General features: G+C 41.5%; 19 protein-coding genes. 3 read left to right on the forward strand and 16 right to left on the reverse strand.

Annotated elements, in window-relative coordinates; all coding sequences use genetic code 11:
• Positions 1–294 precede the first annotated feature (294 nt).
• The 10 genes from GN217_RS10365 to GN217_RS10410 all read right to left on the reverse strand — a co-directional run bounded on the left by GN217_RS10365 (position 295) and on the right by GN217_RS10410 (position 12037).
• Positions 295–1167: a ComEC/Rec2 family competence protein gene (locus tag GN217_RS10365; protein ID WP_156856611.1), complete on the reverse strand. Its 873-nt coding sequence runs from the start codon at positions 1165–1167 to the stop codon at positions 295–297.
• A 97-nt stretch (positions 1168–1264) separates the two neighbouring features.
• The gene (locus GN217_RS10370) at positions 1265–3397 is read right to left on the reverse strand and encodes an ATP-dependent Clp protease ATP-binding subunit (protein ID WP_156856612.1); all 2133 of its coding nucleotides are present in this window, start codon (positions 3395–3397) and stop codon (positions 1265–1267) included.
• Between the two features lie 456 nt (positions 3398–3853).
• Entirely contained in the window at positions 3854–5431 is a 1578-nt protein-coding gene (mbcS, locus tag GN217_RS10375; protein ID WP_156856613.1) for an acyl-CoA synthetase MbcS, read from the reverse strand.
• 123 nt (positions 5432–5554) lie between these two features.
• The gene (gene pdaA / locus GN217_RS10380) at positions 5555–6346 is read right to left on the reverse strand and encodes a delta-lactam-biosynthetic de-N-acetylase (RefSeq protein WP_156856614.1); all 792 of its coding nucleotides are present in this window, start codon (positions 6344–6346) and stop codon (positions 5555–5557) included.
• Between the two features lie 127 nt (positions 6347–6473).
• Positions 6474–7787: a Na+/H+ antiporter family protein gene (locus GN217_RS10385; RefSeq protein WP_156856615.1), complete on the reverse strand. Its 1314-nt coding sequence runs from the start codon at positions 7785–7787 to the stop codon at positions 6474–6476.
• 170 nt (positions 7788–7957) lie between these two features.
• A complete protein-coding gene (locus GN217_RS10390; protein WP_156856616.1) occupies positions 7958–8752 on the reverse strand; it encodes a YfkD family protein in 795 nt (264 codons plus the stop codon).
• A 339-nt stretch (positions 8753–9091) separates the two neighbouring features.
• A complete protein-coding gene (locus tag GN217_RS10395) occupies positions 9092–9784 on the reverse strand; it encodes an amino acid ABC transporter permease (protein ID WP_156856617.1) in 693 nt (230 codons plus the stop codon).
• A gap of 6 nt (positions 9785–9790) precedes the next feature.
• The gene (locus tag GN217_RS10400) at positions 9791–10660 is read right to left on the reverse strand and encodes a transporter substrate-binding domain-containing protein (RefSeq protein ID WP_156856618.1); all 870 of its coding nucleotides are present in this window, start codon (positions 10658–10660) and stop codon (positions 9791–9793) included.
• A 173-nt stretch (positions 10661–10833) separates the two neighbouring features.
• Positions 10834–11667, reverse strand: a complete 834-nt coding sequence (locus tag GN217_RS10405) for a YihY/virulence factor BrkB family protein (protein WP_156856619.1) — start codon at positions 11665–11667, stop codon at positions 10834–10836.
• Between the two features lie 91 nt (positions 11668–11758).
• On the reverse strand, positions 11759–12037 hold the full coding sequence (locus tag GN217_RS10410) for a YtxH domain-containing protein (RefSeq protein WP_156856620.1): 279 nt from the start codon (positions 12035–12037) through the stop codon (positions 11759–11761).
• A gap of 262 nt (positions 12038–12299) precedes the next feature.
• On the opposite strand from GN217_RS10410, the gene GN217_RS10415 reads away from it, so the two are divergent.
• Positions 12300–13658, forward strand: coding sequence for an alanine/glycine:cation symporter family protein (locus tag GN217_RS10415; RefSeq protein ID WP_156856621.1), 1359 nt, complete (start codon positions 12300–12302; stop codon positions 13656–13658).
• Positions 13659–13749: 91 nt separating this feature from the next.
• Here the strand turns inward: GN217_RS10415 and GN217_RS10420 are convergent, their stop codons facing one another.
• The 4 genes from GN217_RS10420 to GN217_RS10435 all read right to left on the reverse strand — a co-directional run bounded on the left by GN217_RS10420 (position 13750) and on the right by GN217_RS10435 (position 17923).
• Positions 13750–14433, reverse strand: a complete 684-nt coding sequence (locus GN217_RS10420; protein WP_156856622.1) for a hypothetical protein — start codon at positions 14431–14433, stop codon at positions 13750–13752.
• An 88-nt stretch (positions 14434–14521) separates the two neighbouring features.
• The gene (locus tag GN217_RS10425) at positions 14522–15187 is read right to left on the reverse strand and encodes an SOS response-associated peptidase (RefSeq protein ID WP_156856623.1); all 666 of its coding nucleotides are present in this window, start codon (positions 15185–15187) and stop codon (positions 14522–14524) included.
• A 15-nt stretch (positions 15188–15202) separates the two neighbouring features.
• Complete coding sequence (locus GN217_RS10430) at positions 15203–16198, reverse strand: glutaminase (protein ID WP_156856679.1); 996 nt, start codon at positions 16196–16198, stop codon at positions 15203–15205.
• Positions 16199–17053: 855 nt separating this feature from the next.
• The gene (locus tag GN217_RS10435) at positions 17054–17923 is read right to left on the reverse strand and encodes a CAP domain-containing protein (protein WP_156856624.1); all 870 of its coding nucleotides are present in this window, start codon (positions 17921–17923) and stop codon (positions 17054–17056) included.
• Between the two features lie 438 nt (positions 17924–18361).
• On the opposite strand from GN217_RS10435, the gene mreBH reads away from it, so the two are divergent.
• On the forward strand, positions 18362–19369 hold the full coding sequence (mreBH, locus tag GN217_RS10440; RefSeq protein WP_156856625.1) for a rod-share determining protein MreBH: 1008 nt from the start codon (positions 18362–18364) through the stop codon (positions 19367–19369).
• Between the two features lie 90 nt (positions 19370–19459).
• Here the strand turns inward: mreBH and GN217_RS10445 are convergent, their stop codons facing one another.
• Both GN217_RS10445 and GN217_RS10450 read right to left on the reverse strand, forming a co-directional pair.
• Positions 19460–20608 (reverse strand): saccharopine dehydrogenase family protein, encoded by a 1149-nt coding sequence (locus GN217_RS10445; protein ID WP_156856626.1) that lies wholly within the window; start codon positions 20606–20608, stop codon positions 19460–19462.
• 33 nt (positions 20609–20641) lie between these two features.
• Positions 20642–22126 carry an aldehyde dehydrogenase family protein gene (locus GN217_RS10450; protein ID WP_156856627.1) on the reverse strand — a complete coding sequence of 495 codons (1485 nt, stop codon included), beginning with the start codon at positions 22124–22126 and terminating at the stop codon, positions 20642–20644.
• A gap of 206 nt (positions 22127–22332) precedes the next feature.
• On the opposite strand from GN217_RS10450, the gene GN217_RS10455 reads away from it, so the two are divergent.
• On the forward strand, positions 22333–23001 hold the full coding sequence (locus tag GN217_RS10455) for an HAD family hydrolase (protein WP_156856680.1): 669 nt from the start codon (positions 22333–22335) through the stop codon (positions 22999–23001).
• Positions 23002–23022: the final 21 nt, after the last annotated feature.

Genomic DNA, 23022 nt, shown 5'->3' on the forward strand with positions numbered 1-23022 from the left:
AATGGGAAAATAAACGGGAGTTATTCGACCAATCCAGCCCGTATCCTCATGTATTGGGAAAGGAAACAGAGTTTATTTTCCCAATCTAGTCGCTTGCTATATGCAATGGGAAAGGAAACATACTTTATTTGCCCAATCCAGTCGCTTGCTCTATACAATGGGAAAATAAACTGGATTTATTTGCCCAATCAAGCCACATGCTCTATAAAATGGGAAAGGAAACTGGATTTATTCCAAGTAGCCTGTACACTTCAAGAAACACGAAAAAAGCCAGCATCATTTGCTGGTTTTTTCTTATTCCCTATCCTTAATTCTTTTCAGGAACCTTTCTATCGGCTGCATTTCAGGAATCACGATATACTGTTTACCGTCCGTCTCGACTATAATATTACCATAGCCTGCTGTCGAGAAGATTTGACTCTCAACTTTGGCCAAATTGTTAATTACCCGTTCGACTGGATGTCCGTAATCATTCGAAGCACTATACGTAATAATCGACACCTCTGGATTTACTTTTTTGAGAAATTTTAATGTACTACTGGAATTCGAGCCATGATGGGCGACTTTTAAAACTTCTGAATTGACATCATACTTTTCAGCAATTGCCTCTTCCTGTTCCGCTTCCACATCACTCATAAAAAGAAAGTCTATTTCATTATAGGACAACTTGAACGCTATGGCTGATTGATTCCTATTTTCCGCATGTTCATCTGCCGCATGTAGAATGTGCAGTTGCACATCTTCTGCTAACATGATTTTGTCATCTGCTTGAGCGATTTGTACGGGAACTTGTTCTTTGAAAAGATAGAACCGATATTTGGCAAAGGTTTTCGTCAATTGAACCTCTCCATTCTCCAAGACTTTCCGTACAGGAAAATGCTCCAACACATCGATTAATCCGCCAATATGATCATAATCCGGGTGGGTCGCAATCATTAAATCAATTTCTTCGATGTGTTGCTCCTTTAAGTATGATATGAGCTTACTTCCCACTTCAGGAACACCGCCATCGATTAAGATTGCCCGATTATCAGGAGTTTCAATTAACATACTGTCCCCTTGCCCAACATCAATAAAATGGACGCGTAAGCCACTGTTAGGTGCTGTATATGTAATTTGCGGGATCATAAGTAATAAAAGGAAGAATAAATGGAGTACTTTTTTCATCGGTACCACCCTTTCTCCCTCTTATTTTGCACCGAAATATTCCGCTTATGAGCATGAAAAAAATCCCGCTGCACTAGGGCGGCGGGATTAACAAGTTTTAAGCCTGTTTTACTATTATTTCATCTTCTTTTACATCAATATGAACCTTATCCACGGATTCGGACTCAAGAATTAAATCAGTAAGTTGGTCTTCAATTTTATCTTGGATGACACGACGTAATGGTCTTGCACCGAAGCGTGGGTCGTATCCAAGTTCGACCAGTTTTTCTTTCGCTGCACTTGTAATTGTGATTTCAATATCATTTTCCTCAATCGTTTCTTCAAGCTCATGCAGCATAAGGTCAAGAATAGATAATAAGTTTTCTTTTGTTAATTCGTTGAACTCTACAATCGCATCGAAACGGTTCAAGAACTCTGGTTTGAAGAAATCACTTAAGTTTTCCAAGGTCGAAACGGCGTCATGTGTGTTATTGAAACCAACATTGACTTTCTTCGTACCTGTACCAGCATTACTTGTCATAATTATGACGGATTCTTTAAAGCTCACCATTCTACCTTGGGAGTCTGTCAAATGGCCATCTTCCATAATTTGCAGGAACATATTTTGCACGTCTGGATGTGCTTTTTCAATCTCATCCAGCAAAATGATGGAATACGGATTATGGCGGACTTTCTCGGTTAGCTGGCCCGCTTCTTCATGGCCGACATATCCTGGTGGTGAACCGATAATCTTGGACACGGAATGTTTCTCCATGTACTCACTCATATCAAGACGGATGAGTGCGTCACGTTTACCGAATAATTCTTCTGCAAGAACTTTCGTCAGTTCCGTTTTACCGACACCAGTCGGACCTACGAAGAGGAAGGAACCAATTGGACGTTCTTTCGATTTCAAGCCTGCACGACTACGACGGATTGCTTTAGCAACTTTGTCCACCGCTTCATCTTGTCCAATTACTTTACCACGTAAATGGGTTGCAAGGCCCTTCATCTGCTTTTGTTCTTCTGCTTGCATTTTCGTTACCGGGATCCCTGTTTTTTCTTCAACGATCAATTCAATATCTGCTACTGTTACATCGGTAACTTTTTCACTGTCATCCGCTTTCTCCAATTGTTTCTGTAATTGGATTTCTTGGTAACGGAGATTTGCTGCAAGTTCGTAATCTTCGCGTTCGGCTGCTTCTTGTTTTTCCTTCACAATTTCATCCAAGCGTTGTTGCAAGGAGTTTGCATCTTGCTGTGAATTTTTTAAATTCAAGCGGGAGCCGACTTCATCCATTAAATCAATCGCCTTATCCGGCAAGAAACGATCTTGGATATAGCGATCTGATAATGTAGCAAAAGCTTCAATAACATCATCAGAATAATTCACTTCATGGAACGCTTCATAGCGATCTTTAATTCCATGTAAAATCTGTACCGTTTGTTCAAGCGTCGGTTCTTTTACAATAACTGGCTGCAGGCGACGTTCGAGTGCCGGATCTTTTTCAATTTGACGATATTCTTTAAGTGTCGTTGCCCCAATTAATTGCATTTCCCCACGGGCAAGAGCAGGTTTAAGAATGTTTCCTGCGTCCATTTGTGAACTCTCTGCTGTACCTGCCCCTACAATTAAGTGGATCTCATCAATGAATAGGATGACATCTTTTCTTTCCTGGAGTTCTGTGATCAGTTTCTTCATTCGTTCCTCGAACTGACCGCGAATACCAGTATTGGCAACTAAAGAGGCGACATCCAGCAAGTATACTTCTTTAGAGAGTAACTTACTTGGAACAGTACCTTCGACAATTCGTAGTGCTAGACCTTCTGCAATTGCCGTTTTACCTACACCTGGTTCCCCGATAAGGACCGGATTGTTTTTACTTCTTCTGTTCAATGTTTCAATGACTCGTTTAATTTCCTGATCGCGTCCGATAATCGGATCGATTTCTCCTGCTCGTGCTGAATCAGTTAGATTTTTCCCTAATTGGTCAAGTAGACCTTCACGTTTTCTTGTTTGCTGTTTTGTACGTGCACCTGTTTGTCCATTTCCTCCAGCTTGGAAGAATTGATTTTCAAACGGATTTTGCCCTTGATTAAAATTAGAGAAGAAATTATTTGCCTGGTTCATCATATTTCCTTGTATTTCACGTAAACAGGAGTTACATAGATGCATTTCCATACGCTGTCCGTTCACAAAAACAGACGCATTTACATTTGCTTCATTCTGACCGCAATGTTGACATTTCATCTTACATTCCTCCTAAAGTAGTGTTATATTGATCAAATTTGACTTTGACTATCTTTGACTTTAACTACATTATACTCTGACCTATTTTGACTTTCAAGTGTTTTGCCTAACTTTTTCTAAAAAAATTTATCGTGGGAAGAGAGCGGACATGGCTAGCCCTGAACACCTAAATCACCCACAGCAATTTTATTTTATAGTCTGATAGAACGAAAAAGCAGATTGAGATTCGTTTCATCTCATCCGCTTTTTTCATTTCATATTTTTAGCATCATTTTTATAATCGTTATCCCAAAAATTGATTCCTTTATTTCTTCCGTAAAACTAACAATTGGCAATTCGTCAAGAAGATTGAGTAGATGTTTTTAGTAGCCATCTATCATCCCTCATTTCTAAGTATTCTATAGTAGTATACCCAAAATGTGCGCCTGGGAAACTAATGATTCTAGAAATCAGATTTTACAAGTTCTTCATTTCTCTCTGACGTAATTCGATTCTTCTTATTTTCCCTGAAGATGTTTTCGGAAGTTCATCAATAAATTCTATTTCTCTCGGATACCTGAATGGTGCCGTTTCACGTTTCACATGATCTTGTAATTCTTTAATCAAACCTGGGTCGTTCTTGTCCACATTTTGCTTTAATACGATAAATGCTTTTACAATACTTCCGCGAACCTTATCTGGACTTGCCACTACCGCACATTCTTGAACAAATGGATGTTTCACAAGCGCATCCTCTACTTCAAAAGGTCCAATCGTATACCCCGAGCTGACAATGATATCATCCCGGCGGCCTTCAAACCAGAAATAGCCGTCCTCATCCTTGCGCGCCTGATCTCCGGTAATATAAAAATCTCCTCGTCGGGATGCTTTTGTCCGTTCCATATCCTTATAATATTCACGGAAAAGAGCTGGACTGTCGATATGGACTGCGATGTCCCCAACTATATTTACATCTGCAATATTGCCATCTTCGTCAATAATTTCCACTTCATTACCTGGCGTTGGCTTGCCCATGGAACCCGGCTTTACTTCCATATCTTTCGTAATGCCAAGGAGTAGAGTATTTTCTGTCTGACCGTAGCCGTCACGTACCATAATCCCAAAATGCTTGCGGAAAGTATCAATTACTTCCACGTTTAGCGGCTCTCCAGCAGAGACGGCACTACGTAAATGTGGCAGCTTATAATCTTCAAGATGTTCGACTTTCGCCATTAAGCGGTATTCTGTTGGTGTACAACAGAGCACATTGATTTCATTATCCTGAAGGAGCTCCAGATATTTGGACGGTTCAAATTTACCGCTATAAATAAATCCAGTTGCTCCTGTTCCTAGTACGGATAGAAACGGACTCCAGATCCATTTTTGCCAGCCTGGACCTGCCGTTGCCCACACTAAATCATCCTCTTCCACGCCAAGCCAATTTTCTGGCGCTGTCTTTAAATGAGCAAATCCCCAAGCATGTGTGTGCACAACACCTTTTGGATTTCCTGTTGTTCCCGAGGTATATGGCAAAAATGCGATTGTCTCCCTGGTCGTATCTGCCATTTCAAGTTCATCACTGGCACTCGCTTTTGCTTCATCGAGGAAATCCCAACCATCAACGGTATGTCCCACAGAAAATTTCTTTAGTTCCGCAAAATTAGGTACTTTCCCTACCTCGCTTGTAGATTCATGAAAAGCTACAACGCCACTAACTTCCCCGTGTTGGATCCGATATTCCAATTCGTTAGCCTTCAACATTTCGGAGCTTGGAATAATTATGATTCCTGTTTTTAATGCTGCTAAATAGACTTCGTACGTTTCAATGAGTCGTGGCATGATGATGAGAATTTTATCTCCTCGCTGTAAACCACTGTTCAGGAATACATTCCCGATTTTGTTTACATTCCGCATTAATGCCTGATATGTAATCTCTTTTTTATTATTGTTTTCATCTAGCCAAATAAGTGCTTTCTTGTTTTTATCTTTCGCATATTTCTCGACTTCCATCGCAATATTATATTGTTTAGGTGCAATTAAATCCTCTCTCATCATCGTGACTCCACCACTTTCTTATGAGTTTTCCTTATTATAACAAAGAATCAGAAAGTTTGGTATGATTTTAATCTAAAAATATCGGGAAGCAGCTGTAGTTCTGCTTCCCGATTTTTCTTATGCTTAATAGCCATAAATAACCTCTGGTATATGATCGCGGAGGACAAGGTCGTCAAGACTTTTAAATTGATATCCTTCTTCTTTTAAATCCGTTATCAATGCAGCAAGCGCTTCGGCATTGTCTTTAGAAACTGTATGAAGTAAAACTATTGCACCTGGATGGATTTGTTCCATCACTTCTTCATACGCATAACGCCAGCCTTTCTGATTGGATGTCTCCCAGTCTTTAAATGCAAGCGACCAAAAGATATGAATGTAACCTAATTCATTTGCCCATTCCAATGTCTGCTCACTGAAAATGCCTCTTGGGGGGCGCAGATATTTCAAATCTTTTTGATCGGAAACTTCTCCCACTTTTTCCGCCAAGTCTTCAAGTTCTTTTTGCATAGCTTCTTTCGTTAAAATGGAGAAATCAGGATGATGATAGGAATGATTTCCAATAATATGCCCTTCATCAACCATCCGTTTTACTAATTCAGGGGCGGTCTCGACATAATGTCCGGTGACAAAGAAAGTAGCTGGAACATTTTCCTTTTTCAATACGTCTAAAATTTGCGGAGTGTACCCTTCCTCATAGCCATTATCGAACGTTAAATAAATATATTTCCCGCCAGATTGATCGGCGAAATATGCGCCATATTCCTGTAAAAGCGGATTATAGGAGCCGATTTCCGGTATTTCTCCGCCCTGACCTTTTTTATAGCCCCAGCCATAACCCTTTGCATCAACTTCATTCTCTAAACTGAATCCAAGAAGCAGTGCAAAAATGAAACAAAACCCTAACAAACGCTTCATCAACAACACCCTTTTTTTCCTAGCATAACCTGTAAGGACGAAATTATGCGGAAGTGGGACAGTTGGGGTCAGAGCATTTGTCCCACTTCGTGCGGGACAAATGCTCTGACCCCATGTCCCGAAAAAACTACAAGATCATTGCTGCAATCCAGCCGAATATGATCAGTGGGATGTTGTAGTGGATGAATGTTGGTACAACTGTATCCCAGATATGGTTATGATTACCATCCGCATTTAAACCGGATGTCGGTCCAAGGGTACTGTCAGAAGCTGGTGATCCTGCGTCACCAAGAGCACCTGCCGTTCCGATTAGTGTAGCAATTGCTAATGGCGAAAATCCTGCCGCTACACATATTGGAACGTATAAAGCAACTAAAATCGGAATCGTACCGAATGAAGAACCGATTCCCATAGTTACAAGAAGTCCTACTAATAAAAGAACAAATGCAATGACAGCCTGATTATCACCAATAAAACCAGCAGAAGCCTCAACTAATGCATCGACTGCTCCAGTTTGGCGTAAAACTGTTCCGTAACCGGAAGCAACAAGCATAATAAAGGCAATCATTCCCATTAGTCCAATTCCGTCAGCCATAATTTTATCCAGATTCCGGTAGGGAACAACGAGAAAGGCAAACATAACGAGCAGCCCAGCTAACGCACCAAGGATTAAATTTTGTGTTATAATTTGGACGACTAAAGCCGCTACAATTGCGAAGATTGTAAATAAATGTTTCTTATTGAAGATAAGGTCCTCTTCACCTATCGTCTCAACATTTATAGTGCCACTCCCTCCAGATCCTTTCACCGGGTCTCTTTCTTTCCGGTACGTAATAAAGATTGCGACAAATAGTCCAACCACCATTCCAAGTCCAGGAATTGACATAGCAAATGCTGTGTCCCATGCAGTTAGCTCAATGCCACTCTCCGCTAAGCCATCAACAATGATACCGTGGAAAATAGCGCCAAAGCCTAACGGAAGCATTACATACGGCGCTTTTAAACCAAATGTCAGTGCTGTAGCAACAGCCCGGCGATCAATCCGCATCTTGTTAAACAACTTCAGAAGCGGTGGGATTAAAATGGGAATAAATGCGATATGCACAGGAATCGCGTTTTGAGATAGACAAGCGATTCCAGCGATAACAAGTAATATCGTTGCTCTCTTCCCAGACAATTTATTGATTACAAAATTCACGAGAAAGCCTGTTATTCCCGTATGACTAATAGCAATCGCGAACGCTCCTAATAAAATATAACTTAAAGCCGTATTCGCCTGACCACCCATTCCACTTACAAGTAAATCAATCGTATCTACAAATGAAAGTCCTGACATGACGCCTGCAACAATTCCAGCTGCGATCAGCGCTAAAACAACGTTAAGTCGTAATAAGCTGAGGATAGTCAGCACAAGAACGGAAACAAGAACTACCCATTCCACCTATTTCTTCCCCCTTAAATCTTTACTCTTTCATCACTTTAATACTTCATCATAATAAAGCATTAAAAGTAAAAAAGCAACAGTTTTTTTAAAGACAACCGGGACCGGGGGTCCTGAGGCAATGCCCCACCTCTTGGGGAAATGGCCTCTGACCCCCGTGTCCCGCCTGTTTATTTCACTTGGAAGGAATAGGATAGGTGGTTTTGGACAGGAATCCATGCTCCGATTCCTTGTTTTGTTACATTTTTAATTGTTAGTTGTTTTTTTGTTCCCTTTAATTGGATATATACTTCTCCGAAAGTTACCCGGCCCTTTTCATGAACAGCTGGTGTATACGCTTCAAGAATTCCTAATTTTTCTGGAGGAACAGGATAACCATGAGCCATTTTTGTATTCCGCCCTATCTCCACTTCATAGGAAAGAGGAAGCTTGGTTTTATCTTTCGCTTTTTGCAGTACCATTTTCCTTACCGTTTCTGCATTAGCAATCTTATTCGTGAGCATTCCTTTAATTTCCTTATGTTCCTGTTGAATATAGTTCATCTCCTGCTGACCATCGGGACCGTTTTGGAACTCATTTTTATTAATAGCCTGGTATTCCCAATTCACTCCTGTTTCCAATGATTCGTACTTTAATGGCCAGCGCCCAAGATAAATCTCTCCACGATACCCGAAACCAATTGGAGACGGATCGATACTTGTCTCATTCAGCTGTTGAATCAACTCCGAGTTTTCAATTGCAACAGAGGCACTGTCCAGAAGTTCCTTCGTCTCCTTGCTCGGCTCAACGACTTCATTATCGGAATCGTCACTTTGCACCGTGTTTTCCTTTGATATATCCAATACATGACTCGGTATTTCAAAATTTTCTTCCGTTTCTTTTTTTTCCTCAGCAAAAAATACTACAGGAAATGTAAGCAGGATGAAAAATGCAGCAATCATACCGGATAAACGCTTAATGTTCATGGACCTCCATCCTTTCTTTTCCTATAGTTTTTTCGCTTCATGGAAAAATATACGCGCGGGCAGCACAAAAAATATGCGGATCCGTTCGTTCTTGTAGAGGCCCGCATGTTTTCATTCGCATTGCCAGTGCCTTATTCTTCGATAGGGAAGGAAAGCAACAGTAAGTCAAGTTTTTTTAGTAAGCTGGGTATCATTAGAAAGTAAAAAAAGTCCACACACCTCAATTTGATATGCTCCCAATATGTGAAGGTGGGGATATACAGCCGTAAATCCCTAATTCGATTCAACTAACATTCAGTGGGGAGGTAAGGATACCCCACTGAATGAAGTTTCACTTTTTTATAGATATTCACTAAACCTGTCTTCGAGACGATCTTGCAGAACAGATATTAGTCCGCATATCGGCCAGTAAATTAAAGCGACCAATATATACATTGTCATCGAGTCGAACGTTCTTCCAGCTATAATCTGAGCTTTCTGGAATAGTTCAGGCACCGTAATCATCGCGGCAAGCGAAGTTCCTTTTACGATACTTAAGAATACGTTCGATAACGGCGGAATCGCAATCCTCACCGCCTGTGGCAAAATGATTTTCCTCATCGTCGTCCAGTAAGGAATATTGAGCGCTTTTGCCGATTCCCATTGCCCAACATCAATACTATTTAACGCGGAACGATTAATTTCAGCTATATATGCCGCACTATTCAGACCAAATGCAAGTACTGCTGCCGTAAATGCAGAAAGCTCGATCCCGATTACAGGCAACCCAAAATAAAGAATAAATAGAAAAACGATCATTGGAGTCCCGCGTATAAAGGAAATATAAACTCTTGATGGGAATCTTAAAATAAATCTTTCAGAACCCCTTCCAAGGGCTAGAAAGAAACCAAGCACGAGACCGAACACCATGCCAAGCACGGAGAGATACAATGTCATCGGCACACCTTTTAACAAGAAAGGCAAGCTTTCAAGCGCCAACTCGAGGTCAAATAAACTACTCAATTGGATATAATCTATTTCAAACATGAGCATCCCTACTTATTTCGCTATACCTTCAATTTCTATAATATCTTCTTCCGGCTCTACAGACACATCTTGTCCATCAAAAAACTCTTCTGATATTTTCTTTAAAGTTCCATCTTCTAGCATGTCCGCAACTATTTGTTCTACCTCTTGATGCAGCTTATCTGCGTGTTTCGGCATAACAATGCTTGCTGTTGATGTATGGAATTTCAAATCCGGATGGAGCTCAATATTAAACTCAGGAAATGCCTGGATTGCAAGACTTTGTAAATAATAATCATTAATAACGACGTCTGTTCTACCATTATGTACGTCTCTTAAATAGGCATCATTAGTCGCGTTTCCGTATGTTTTTACTTCTGCCCCAAATTTCTCAGCGATTTCACTATATACCGTTGTAGCAGCCCCGCCGGCAATTTTTCCTTCGAGGTCTTCCAGACTGTTAATGCCCGAGTGATCATCTTTTCGAACGATCATCGTTGCATAAGAATATTTAATCGGTTGTGTGTAAGAGAACTTTTCTTTTCTCTCCCCGCGAAGTCCCATCGCCGTCATATCAATACGTCCTGAATCAAGTGCTGTAAGAATTGCGTCAAATCCCATGACTTCAAATTCGATATCAACACCTAACCGATTGGCGATTTCCCTCTGGATTTCTACTTCATAACCCGTCAGTTCATCTGAGTCTTCTGGATAATAAGTCGATGGATAGAGCGTTCCTGCAGTGCCAACTGTCAAAACACCTTCATCCTGAATCTTCTCCCAAACTTCATCCGTCACCTCAGATTCTGAAACGCCCGCAGAAGTGCTTTCTTTATCATCTCCGCCACACGCGGCTAAGAGAGTGATCAAACCAATAGCCAACAATAATACGAATCGCTTCACATATACCCCTCCTGTTATAATGTTTTTTCATTTTTGATTGTAACACATTTCCTTCTTTTACAACAGATATGTAACCTATTTAAATATTCAGGAGTAAAGTCTGTTATAGTTGGCGATTAATATAGTGCAAACAGTCTACACATTAAAATAAGGCAGTCAGACTCCCAACCGCCTCATTCGAACGTCTTTTTGCTCCATGCCCGCTCATGCAGAGAAGCATTTAATACTCCACCAATCAGCACAATCATTCCAAATAAATAAAACCAGATCATAAGTACAATAACTGTTCCTAGACTTCCATAGGTTGTTGAATAATTCCCAAGTGTTCCTACATAAAAGGAAAAAGCCCAAGATACCAATTGGAAGCCGACCGTGGAAAATAGCGCTCCCCAAACAATATGCCTAAAGTACACCCTCCGATTTGGAGTAAGCCGATACAATGCAACAAGGGCAATAAAGAAGATGATAGAAGAAGTCACCCAACGAAACGTCTCCCATATTTGCAAGAACTCAGCTGAAAAACCGAACCAAGAGAAGAAATATTCTCCGATCATCTTTCCAAACACCGGTAATAATAATGCAATAATGACGACAAAAAACATCCCAATGGTAAGCAGTATGGATAAGAGACGGTAGATGATGAATATTCTCTTCGGTTTTATCTCATAAGCGCGGTTCAATGCTTTCCGAACTGCATTTACCCCGTTAGAAGCTGCCCAGAGTGTACCGATGATTCCTACGGATAGGAGGCCACCACTTTGAATTTGCAGCATTGATTCAATATTTGACTCGATTAAGTCATATACTTGTGGTGGAGCATAATTGACAATGGTTTGTAAAATAACCTCTTCGTCCAAAGAGAAATAACCGATTAAGTTAAATAAAAACAACAGAAAGGGAAAAAGCGACAAAAGGAAAAAATAAGCCAGCTGTGCCGCCAAGCCAAAAACGTCGACTTTCTCCATTCGTGCATAAAATTCTTTTAAAACTGGGATGAGATTTTTCAATTTCTTATCCTCCACCGATAAAAGACAATGACCCCATCACAAGATCTGAGATGGGGTATTCCTTCTATGTTCTTTATTTTCCGTAATCGTATTATTTTTTACTAACTAAGCGGTCAAGTGTGGATTCTACTTGCTCAAGCGCATTGATCGTATTTTCAGCCCCAACAGAAATATTCGCATTCAATTTATCGAATGAATCACGTAATTTATGCACCGTTTCCGTCGGATTGCTTAACAGGTCACCTGAGTTGTCTTTTAATTTGTTCAGACAGGTTTTCGTATAGTTGCGTGCATCCTTATCAAATTGCATTGCGAGGGCACCAAGTAACGCTCCTGCTACAACGCCAGCGATTAATTTCTTTTGTCCCATTTTGTTCTCTCCTTTTCCAATTCTTTTTCTATCATACCATGTTCTATCATTATCTTATATTATAAGCGAATTAATTTAGATGAATCAATGAAAGCTGTAATAATCTCTGTTTTTTTATCGAAGTTCTTCGTTTTACTACACCGTTTTATTACACCATTATAAAATTTAAAATAAAAATTCAAAAAAGTCTTGACTTATTTATAAATATTCGGAATATTAGATAGTATAAATTGAATTACAAAAAGGATAGGGGGATGATGAAATGGTAGATTTTCTAGACAAGGTAAGTGGTTTTGTATGGGGACCGCCTCTTTTGATTCTCATTGTTGGTACAGGGCTCTACCTCACCTTCAGACTTGGATTTGTCCAGATTACAGCACTGCCGACTGCTTTAATTAATGCATTTACCCGTAGGAAGCAAGACAAATTATCTGAAGGGGATATCACCCATTATCAAGCATTAACAACTGCAATGGCGGCAACGGTAGGAACAGGAAATATCGTTGGAGTTGCCACAGCAGTTATCGCGGGTGGACCCGGAGCTGTATTTTGGATGTGGGTTATGGCGATTTTTGGGATGGCTACTAAGTATGCGGAAGCGGTTCTTGCAGTAAAGTATCGGGTGAAAGATGCGAAAGGTGAAATGGCCGGTGGTCCGATGTATTACTTAGAACGTGGATTAAATGCCAAGTGGCTTGCAATTTTATTTGCAATTTTCGGTTCAATCGCTGCGTTTGGTATCGGAAACATGGTTCAAGCGAATTCCGTTTCAGCTGCTGCTTCAAACACTTTTAATATCCCGACATGGGTTACTGGTATTGTTCTTTTTATTATTACTGCGATTGTTATTCTTGGCGGGATTAAAAGCATTGGACGAGTAACAGCTTACCTTGTACCGGTTATGGCTGTATTTTATGTTTTTGGCGGTTTAATTATTATGATTCTGAACGTTGATTTAGTACCAACTGCTTTCAATATCATTTTAACCGATGCCTTTACGGCAAATGCGATTGGAGGAGGTATTTTAGGTACGGTGATCCGCTATGGTGTTGCCCGGGGTATTTTCTCCAATGAAGCAGGCCTTGGTTCTGCACCGATAGCAGCTGCTGCAGCCAAGACCGACTATGCGGGTAGACAAGGACTTGTTTCTATGACACAAGTATTTATCGATACGATTATCGTTTGTAGTATTACTGGAATTACAATTGTTATGGCTGACTTGCATCAGACAGGGATTGATGGAGGTGCTCTAACAAGTGAATCTTTTGCCGTCTTTCTCGGGACACCTGGCATGTATATCGTTGGTATCGCAACAATTTTATTTGCTTACTCCACACTGATTGGCTGGTCTTATTACGGTGAGAAATGCTTTAACTATCTCTTTAAAAGTACAAAGGCCATCACGATCTATCGCACGGTATGGGTTTTTGTCGTACTTTTCGGTTCCATTACGCTAATTGATATCGTTTGGCTTTTCTCGGATATCTTCAATGCACTGATGGCTATTCCTAACTTGATAGGACTGCTTGGATTGTCTGGGGTAGTTGCATACGAGACGAAACGATTCCTCAAAGTTGCGAAAGAAGAAAAGGCAGCAGAGAAAAGGGCAAAAGTTTCTTAATTAAAAATGGCAATTCCATCTGTATGACCATCTGATGGAGTTGCCATTTCATGTTAAACCGAGACTGTGGTTCCGCCCCTCTATCTGGCTTTTAAGAACCATTGTTTATTTTTTCGATGAGAGAGATGACTTCTTGCCCTTCTGCTGGGTCGATGGTGATTAATTTTGTAGTTGTGATGAACGACTCCGTGAAAATCTTTATATCTTCTTCACTAAAATCATTTGGAATGTTCGTTTCCCAGCGTAACGGAACATAGTAGCGATTAATCGTGCCATCGCCATTTCCGCTATAAGTTATTGAACCATCAACTAAACGGCTACCCGTCAGTTGAATGACATCTTCCGGATAAGTAGCACTTGATTCCCAATTTGGATTAAGTGGTTCCCCTTCTGCAATATGGCGGACATTTAATTCATCGATCTCATGATCCGGTCCAAGTTGCAACCAAATGCGTGCATATTCAATCTCTTCATTCGTGTAAGATGCGAGTGAATCCGTCTTCTCGTTCTCTGGTGTCGTGTCATCTTCCTCTGTATCTGAAGCCGTGTTCTCTTCCATCTCAGTTGTAATAGAAGCGCTTTTCGCTTTCTTCTCCGCTTCAATCGTCTCTTCTTCATCTTCCTCGATTACCCAATCGATAGGAAGCTTTTCCTGTATTTGCTGATCGATTTCATCATTCGTATTATGTTTAGCTGCAACTGTATCTTCGTTATTCCCGCAAGCAGCGAGTAAGAGCAGACATAAACCAATCCAGAGTAAATTTCGACTCCTCATTCTATTAACCTCCATACCATATGTACTAATGAGGGGCAGAGCATTTGTCCCAGTTCGAAATGGGACAAATGCTCTGACCCCATGTCCCTTAAGCTAAAGCCGCAATGCATTGTTGGTCGTTGTTTTTGGCGGTGTTAACGTAAGTGGAGACGGGGTAGGCTGTGAATGTTGGATCCTCAAATTGTTTTAAAAGTTCACTTACTTGGGAGGGAGCGAATTGCACCGGCTGAATCCATTCATCTTCTGCATGTTTCGGTAGAATGATTGGCATTCGGTGATGGATATCCTTCATGAATCCATGGGAATCCTTTGTTAAAATTGTACAAGTAAATAACGTCTCATCACCTTGTGTCCATTTATCCCAAAGCCCGGCAAAAGCAAAGAACTTCCTATCTGCCACTTGAATCCGTTGTGGAATTTTCTCCTTGTCCGTTTGTTTCCACTCATAAAAACTATCTGCAATGATCAAACAACGTCTCTTCGCCATCAACTGTTTAAGACTCGGTTTCACATGAGCTGTTTCACTTCTTGCATTAATCATTTTATAACCAATCTTCGGGTCATCTGCCCAAGAAGGTACAAGTCCCCAGCGTAAATAGCCGGCCCGCTTTCTCTTTCCGTCATGGATAATTGCGAGCACTTGTTGACCTGGCGCTACATTATAACTTTCATGAAAATCATCTATCGGTTGTTCTAATGCAAATTCATCTAGAAGCTCCAGTTGATCGCCTAATAGTGTATATCTGCCGCACATATAGAGAGATCCTCCTTAAAATATACTCAAATCCCAGTGGCTCGCAATATGGCGCAATAAGCGGATACCCGCGGTACTATTTCCCTGTTTATCAAGAGCTGGACCATATACCCCGATTCCGCAGCCATCCATAAATGGCAGCAACTCATCCCTTGCCCGTGGTGGTACTGTAGCCATTATACCACCCGAGACACCACTTTTTGCAGGAATCCCAACATAGGCAGCAAATTTTCCGGAGGCGTCGTACATTCCACAAGTAAGCATTAACACTTTTGCCAGTCTTGCAATTTGCGTTGGAATCACTTCCTCCCCGGTCATCTTATCTATACCGTCATTAGCGAGAATCAGTCCTAATCTTGCAAGGTCTTCCGCTGACACTTCAATCGAACATTGCTTAAAATACGTTTCCAATGTTATTTCCAAATCCGATTCAAGTACGCCGGTTTCTAATAGGAAATAACCGATGGCCCGATTGCGAATTGACGTTTCCCGTTCAGATTCGTACACTTCTATATCCAATTCCGGACGGCGGCCGAGAATTTTTTCAAACAACTGGAAAATACCTTCCAACTTTTCATCTGACGTTTTGCCTTCCAGTAGAGAAGTAACCGTAATCGCACCAGCATTCACTAGTGGATTGAATGGTTTTTCAATTTTTTTCATTTCCAAGTGCATAATAGAGTTAAATGCCTCCCCCGTCGGCTCCACATCCACCCGGTTCAGTACATAAGACATACCACGTTGTATGCAGGCAACAATAAAAGCAAAGACCTTCGAAACACTTTGGATAGAAAATGTTGTATCGATATCACCCGATTGTATTGTCATCCCATTATTACCAATAATAATGATTCCTAGGGCATTCGGATCCGCTTTTTCTAACTGTGGGATATAGGAAGCAAGTTTACCGTCCGCTGTATGTTTCCGGTAAAATTTAACCCAGTCGTCGACATAATTTTGCAGCCAATCCTGGGTCAGCTCTGTATTTAGATTTGTAGAACCTTGTACCATCACCATCACCTCTTGTTTACTATATTTTACGCGATCTGCTGCAAAAATCTCCATCATTAAGCATAAAGTGAAATTTCAACAGTGGGGTGTTCTTTTCCTTCCCCACTGATTGCTAGTTGAACCAATCAGGTCGTTACTGGCTGTTAATCTCCCGCTTTGTTTTTTGACCTTTTTTAAAAGATAATTCAACTTTCGCATTGATAAGCTTCATAAAATTGCTCTACATCACTGTACCGATTGATTAGAGCCCTCCTATTCACTCGAACGAACTGGAGTCTGCTTCATTCGATCGATTAGATCCCCGCTATTCACTCGAATGATCTGGAATCACCTTCAAACGAGTCATTAGAACTCTCTAATCACTCAACGCCTTTGTTCCTCTAAATATGGGAGTGAAACAGACAGTTACACTGTGACAATTTTACCTCTATTGTAGCAAGTTTCCATCATTTAAGACAAAGAAAAGAGGAGACTGCATTCAGCCTCCTCATTTTTCCTCTATGTTATTTACCTAATCAATCATCGTTAATAACAGAATATATTCGTTCTTTGCTGAAAAGCTACATCCAGCTCCAGCGCCTAGCGACTAGCGAGACCTCCTTCACCTCCGTGCGATAAGTCAACATCAGTTCAAAGTGAAAAGGAAGGCCGACTATGAACGAGCCAAGGCCCAACTCACGTCTACCCCCTAAAGGGGCATGTTTCCTTTATCTCTTACGGATCAGTACAGTCTTTACGTCGCTACGAGGCACTGGTTGTGCTAGTGCAAACGCCCTTCGGTGGGACGATAATCGCAGTCCCGGGAATTGCGACAGGACGTCGCGTACTTTTCCTGCAAGGGCGCTTCCGCTTTAGTTATTTACCAATAAACATCTGTGTCCAGTGGTTTCCTTGCTCAACAAAGCCAACTCCAATGTGGGTGAAGCTGCTGTTCATAATGTTTTCGCGGTGGCCGGGGCTGTTCATCCAAGCATTTACTACTTCTTCTGGTGAACGCTGACCTTGAGCGATGTTCTCTCCAGCTGCGTTATAGTTGATGCCATAGTTCTTCATCATATCAAATGGTGAACCGTGGACAGGGCTATTATGATCGAAGTAACCATTTGTAGCCATGTCTTTTGATTTGTCGCGAGCTACCTTACTTAGTTCATTATCGATTTGTAACGGTGCAAGTCCTTGTTTTGCCCGTTCTGCGTTTGTAAGTTCAACGACCTTAGCTTCAAATTCACTTAATTCATTTTGCTGTCCTGCTTCCTCTGCTGGCTGCTGGGACTCCTGCGGCTGCTCTGGTTGCGGTTGTGGTGTCGCATTTGGTGCCTCAGGTGTTTCCGGTTGTTCTTGGACCGGTGCCTTCTCTTGTGGCTTACTTACTTCTTTATTCTTTTCAACTGGCTGTTCTTGTTCCGGCTGCTCTGCTTCTTTAGCAGGTTCTTCCACTTCAACTTGTTCTTTCTCTATTTCTTGTTTCCCTACTCCAATGAGTTTCTCAATTCGCTCCCAATCGAAGTTTGTAAGACATTTCGCTTGAACTTTATCGAAAGCTTTATTTAATAGATTAGAAACATCTTCCTGTGTTAGGCTTCCTGACTCTCCATTAATAGTGTAATGGATTTTATATGGTGACTGCTGCTCAACAGACTTGGCATCTGCAGTAGATGTGAACGCACCACCTCCAAATGTCAAGATTGCAGTTGCTGCAGTAATGATTGTTATTTTGCGAAGCATGTTTACCTCTCCTTGTATGTTTATTTTTGTGTTGCCTTGCTTGCAAAATCATCATATCACAGCTTTTTTGTAATATTTACGGGAGAGATTTCCAATTGATTCTTCCATTTTACTAGAGGTTATAGAATTTGCGAAAAACATAAGTTTCCTATCGTTTTAGAGTCCGTATAAAAATTGGAATAAAGGAAATTGCTAAGTGCTATGGCAATTTTTGCTAGAAATACACCCTTGACACCCTCCAAATATCGAGTTTTTATTACAAAAAAGATGATTTTTTATTACAAAATATGAGAAAATGTAATTGAAATGTTACTTGATTTCCCCCCCTAAGCTGTTTTACGTTAAAGAGAGGCAGTTTATAATTGCAAGAGGACTATCTCATTAATGTATTGATTAATTCAACAAGAATAGATGAAATTACACATTGGAGGATTTAACATGTTTTCAAATGCAGAAATTGGAATTGACTTAGGAACCGCAAATATCCTTATTTATTCAAAAACAAAAGGTGTCGTTTTAAATGAGCCGTCTGTTGTAGCGATTGATGTGAATACTAAAGATGTTGTTGCAGTTGGTACAGAAGCGAAAGAAATGATCGGGAAAACACCGAAAAACATAATCCCAATTCGCCCGCTCCGGGACGGAGTCATTGCTGATTATGATGTTACCGCCCAGATGCTCAAAGTATTATTAAAGAAAGTAAGTAAGAAAATCGGCGTCTCCATGCGGAAGCCAACTGTTGTCGTCTGTACACCGGCAGGCAGCACTGCTGTTGAGAGACGAGCAATTCATAATGCAATTACAAGCTTCGGCGCAAAAACAGTACACTTAATTGAGGAACCAGTTGCAGCCGCAATCGGAGCGGACCTCCCAGTAGACGAACCACTTGCAAGTGTTGTCGTTGATATCGGCGGAGGTACTTCGGAGGTCGGGATTATTTCCTTTGGGGGAGTCGTTTCCTCGAACTCGATTCGGGTCGGAGGAGATAATTTAGATGAAGAAATCATTCATTATATCCGGAAAACCTATAATGTTTTAATCGGGGAACGGACAGCCGAGAATATTAAAATGGAAATCGGCTATGCTCATCCGAACCATAAAGAGGACATGATGAGTATCCGCGGCCGGGATATGGTGACAGGCTTGCCGAAAACAATTGATATTACGTCAACCGAGATTCATGAGGCGATTAAAGAGCCACTCCTTAAAATTCTTGATGCAGTGAAGGCTACACTTGAAAACTGTCCACCGGAGTTAAGTGGAGATATTGTCGATCACGGCGTTGTTTTAACAGGCGGAGGATCCTTGCTGCAGGGTATGAAAGAATGGCTTGCAAGCGAACTAAATGTCCCAGTACACATGGCACCAAACCCGCTTGAAGCAGTCGCAATCGGCACAGGCAAATCCCTAAAAATCATCAACAAACTACAAAAAGCAGCAAAATAACGGGACATGGGGGTCAGAGCATTTGTCCCACTCGAAAAATAAAAAGCCTTCCGAGCAGATTACGCTTGGAAGGTTTTTTCATTCTATTACTTAAAGGAGCATTTCCTTTATTTCTATCCCTCTTTCTTTTAACGCACCAATATACACTTCACCAGGGACTGCACGCTCAGGCGGATAGACTCCTCTCTTTGCAATCGTTCCTGCAGCGATTAGCTGAGCGACAATCGAGATCGTACTTGCTGTCACCCGTGCCATCGCGGTTATATTTCTGCTCGTATCCTTGAACGTCTGCATTTCATACTGATACGTTCGCGGCTCCCCTTTTTTCATTCCAGTAACGGCAACCCGGAGTAACACCGCATCCTCCTTGTCCCGAAGATCGACAATTGGATCAATCGCTTGTAAGACAACTTTGCGCGGATTCACCTTTTTCCCTTCTACTTCCACTTCCATATCTTTTTTTGTCAAATTCAAGTCAACGAGTAATTTGAACTTTTCCGCATGACCCGGATAGCGAATCGTCTTATACTCCAATGCCTGCACATCCGAATACGACTGGGTTAACGTCGAAGTTCCCCCTGACGTATGAAATGCTTCTAATGGACCGAACTTTTCAAAATATATTTCCTCCACTTCTGATAAGGAAGGGATTAATTTTTGCTCTCCATCACGGATAATGAGTGACGGATCTGTATAATGGTCAAAAACTCCCTCCATCGAGAACACATGATTGTATCCAAGTGGCGGCTCGGGACGAACTGGAATCCCGCCCACGTAAAGCTTAATTTCCTTTAGTTGGTCAAGTTTGCTTGCCCCGTAGCCCGTAAGAATATTAATCATCCCTGGCGCGACACCTAAGTCAGGAATAATTGTAACTCCTTTACTCTTCGCCTTGTCATCTAAACTTAAAACCCGGTCTGTCATCCCGCCAATGTGCCCACCTAAATCCACCACATGTGTACCAACATCTATTCCCGTCTTGGCAACCATTTCATTAAAGGAATAAAAAAGCGCATTAATGACGACATCAAACCGCTTCATAAACTTGCCTAATTCACCGGAGTCACTTGCATCAACCTTAGCCGTAGCAAGTTTTTTCGAATCAATTGTTTGCTCCGCTCGCTTCAGCTTCCCCGAATCAACATCCGCAAGCCCTACAACTTGTACGTCTTTATTGTTCACTAAATCCCTTGCTGCTTCTGTTCCCATCAATCCAGAACCAAGAACACCGATTTTCATCTGCATCCCCCCGTGTGTAGGTGTTATAAACTATCATTCTTCCACATCAATTTGGGCACGCTGCAATTTCCCGCTGTAATCAACATAGACCGCTTTCCATTCGGTAAATACATCTAAAGCCTGGACACCAGAATCACGGTGACCATTCCCCGTTCCTTTCGTTCCCCCAAACGGTAAATGAATTTCAGCACCTGTTGTTCCTGCGTTCACGTAAACAATTCCTGTATCCAAATCCCGCTTCGCCTGGAAGACTCGATTAACATCCTGAGTGAAAATTGAACTTGATAGCCCGTACGTTACCCCATTATTCACCTCAATCGCTTCCGCAAAACTTTTTACAGGTATAATGGAAACAACCGGTCCAAATATTTCTTCCTGGGCAATGCGCATCGAACTAGTAGCATCTGTAAATAATGTCGGTTCAAAATAATATCCTTTCGTATAGGAATTCCCTGTAAGTACGCGCCCGCCAGCGAGTAACTTCGCCCCTTCTTCTTTTCCAATCTCGATATAACGCTCAATCTTTTCAAGACCTGCTTGATTAATAATCGGTCCGACTTTAATACCCTCTTCCAAACCGTCACCAATCGTCAAACCTTTCATCGTCTTTAAAAGGCGTGTTTCAAATTCTTCCTTCACCGCTTCATGGACAATAACCCGACTGCATGCTGTACAGCGCTGGCCACTTGTCCCAAATGCACTCCAAACGACCCCTTCAACTGCTAAATCAAGATCGGCATCATCCATCACAATAACCGCATTCTTTCCGCCCATTTCAAGAGACACTTTCTTTAGTTGCCTTCCACAATCAGCAGCGATATTACGACCAACCTCATTCGATCCCGTAAAGGAAATCACCCGGATATCTTCATGATGCACCATTGCATCCCCAACTGTACGACCTGTCCCAAATACAACATTGATCACCCCTTTAGGTAACCCAGCCTCTTCAAAAATATTCGCCAGTTCATAAGCCATGATTGGTGTCTCTGTTGCCGGTTTCCAGACGACGGCATTTCCTGCGACAATCGCCGGAAAGGACTTCCATGTCGCAATCGCAATCGGAAAATTCCACGGCGTAATAATGCCTACAACACCTATTGGCGCCCGCTCGCTCATCGCGAATTTATCCGGCAATTCCGCTGGGGTCGTTTGACCAAATAATCGTCTTCCCTCCCCCGCCATATAAAACGCCATATCAATTCCCTCTTGGACTTCTCCTCTCGCCTCTTCCAGCACCTTACCATTTTCCATTGTAAGGAGACGGGAGAGGTGCTCCTTTTTCTCCTTCATGAGTGAACCAACCCGGTAAAGAATCTCGGCTCGCTGTGGTGCTGGGACGAGCGCCCATTTTTTCTGGGCGAGTTTCGCTGCTGCTACCGCTTCGTCAACGTCTATTTTTTCCGACAGAGGCACTTGGGCGATTTCCTCACCTGTTGCGGGGTTAAATACAGACGTCCGATTCTCGGCATCTACCCATTTACCAGCAATATAATTTTGCAATACTTTTTCTTCCATGTTAAAAAACCTCCTTCTATATTCTACTTTTATAATAGGAAAGCATGCTTCAAACTTTAGTTTTTTTAGCAGCCTCAACTGAAAGCGATTACAACCCTATATACTATATTCGATATTTCTTTGCTTTTTCCTGTTTCCTGTGTAAAATTACCAATAAGCCTAACAGATATATACGGAAATCACGCTAATTCAAGGGAGGAATAATGTTGCAGCTTGTTACGGTAGACTTTGACGGAACTTTATTTCAAGGGGATTCTTTTAAGCTAATGTTCCAGGCAGGAAGGAAAGAGTTCGGTATTAGGGAATGGACAACCGTATTAATCGGCACAGCCCAAGCCTTATTTCTAGGAATAACAAGAGGAAAACATGCGCTTCGGATTCATTTCTTCCAAGCGTTCGCCAAAACCTTTAAAGGGAAAACAGAAGAAGAGCTTGCTAGCTTTTTCGATGAATTGATTGCAGCTGGAAGAAATCAGATTAATGAACCGCTTGTACATAAAATAAAAGAACATCAAGATAGCGGCAAACAAGTCATTATTTTATCCGGGGCATTAAAGCCATTTTTAGATGCATTAATTGAAAAACTTGGGCTTACTGTTACAACAATCGGTACAGAATTGCTCTTTGATCAAGATGGAAGATGCACTGGGGCAACTGGTCCTGTCATTAACGGAGAAGAAAAGGTTCGAGCGGTTGCCAATTGGTTGGAAAAACTTCAACTTGATCCCGAAGAAACAGAGATTTGGGCATATGCGGATAGTGAAAGTGATATTCCCCTCCTCCATTTTGTCGATAAACCGATTATCGTTAACCCAAAAAATGGGATGCGTGAAGTGGCCAAAGCGAAACAATGGCCGATTTTTGGAGAGAATTAATAGAACAGAAAGGAGAAAGAC

Origin of the sequence: Oceanobacillus sp. AG, from assembly GCF_009746545.1 — a bacterium.
GTDB lineage: Bacteria > Bacillota > Bacilli > Bacillales > Amphibacillaceae > Oceanobacillus > Oceanobacillus indicireducens.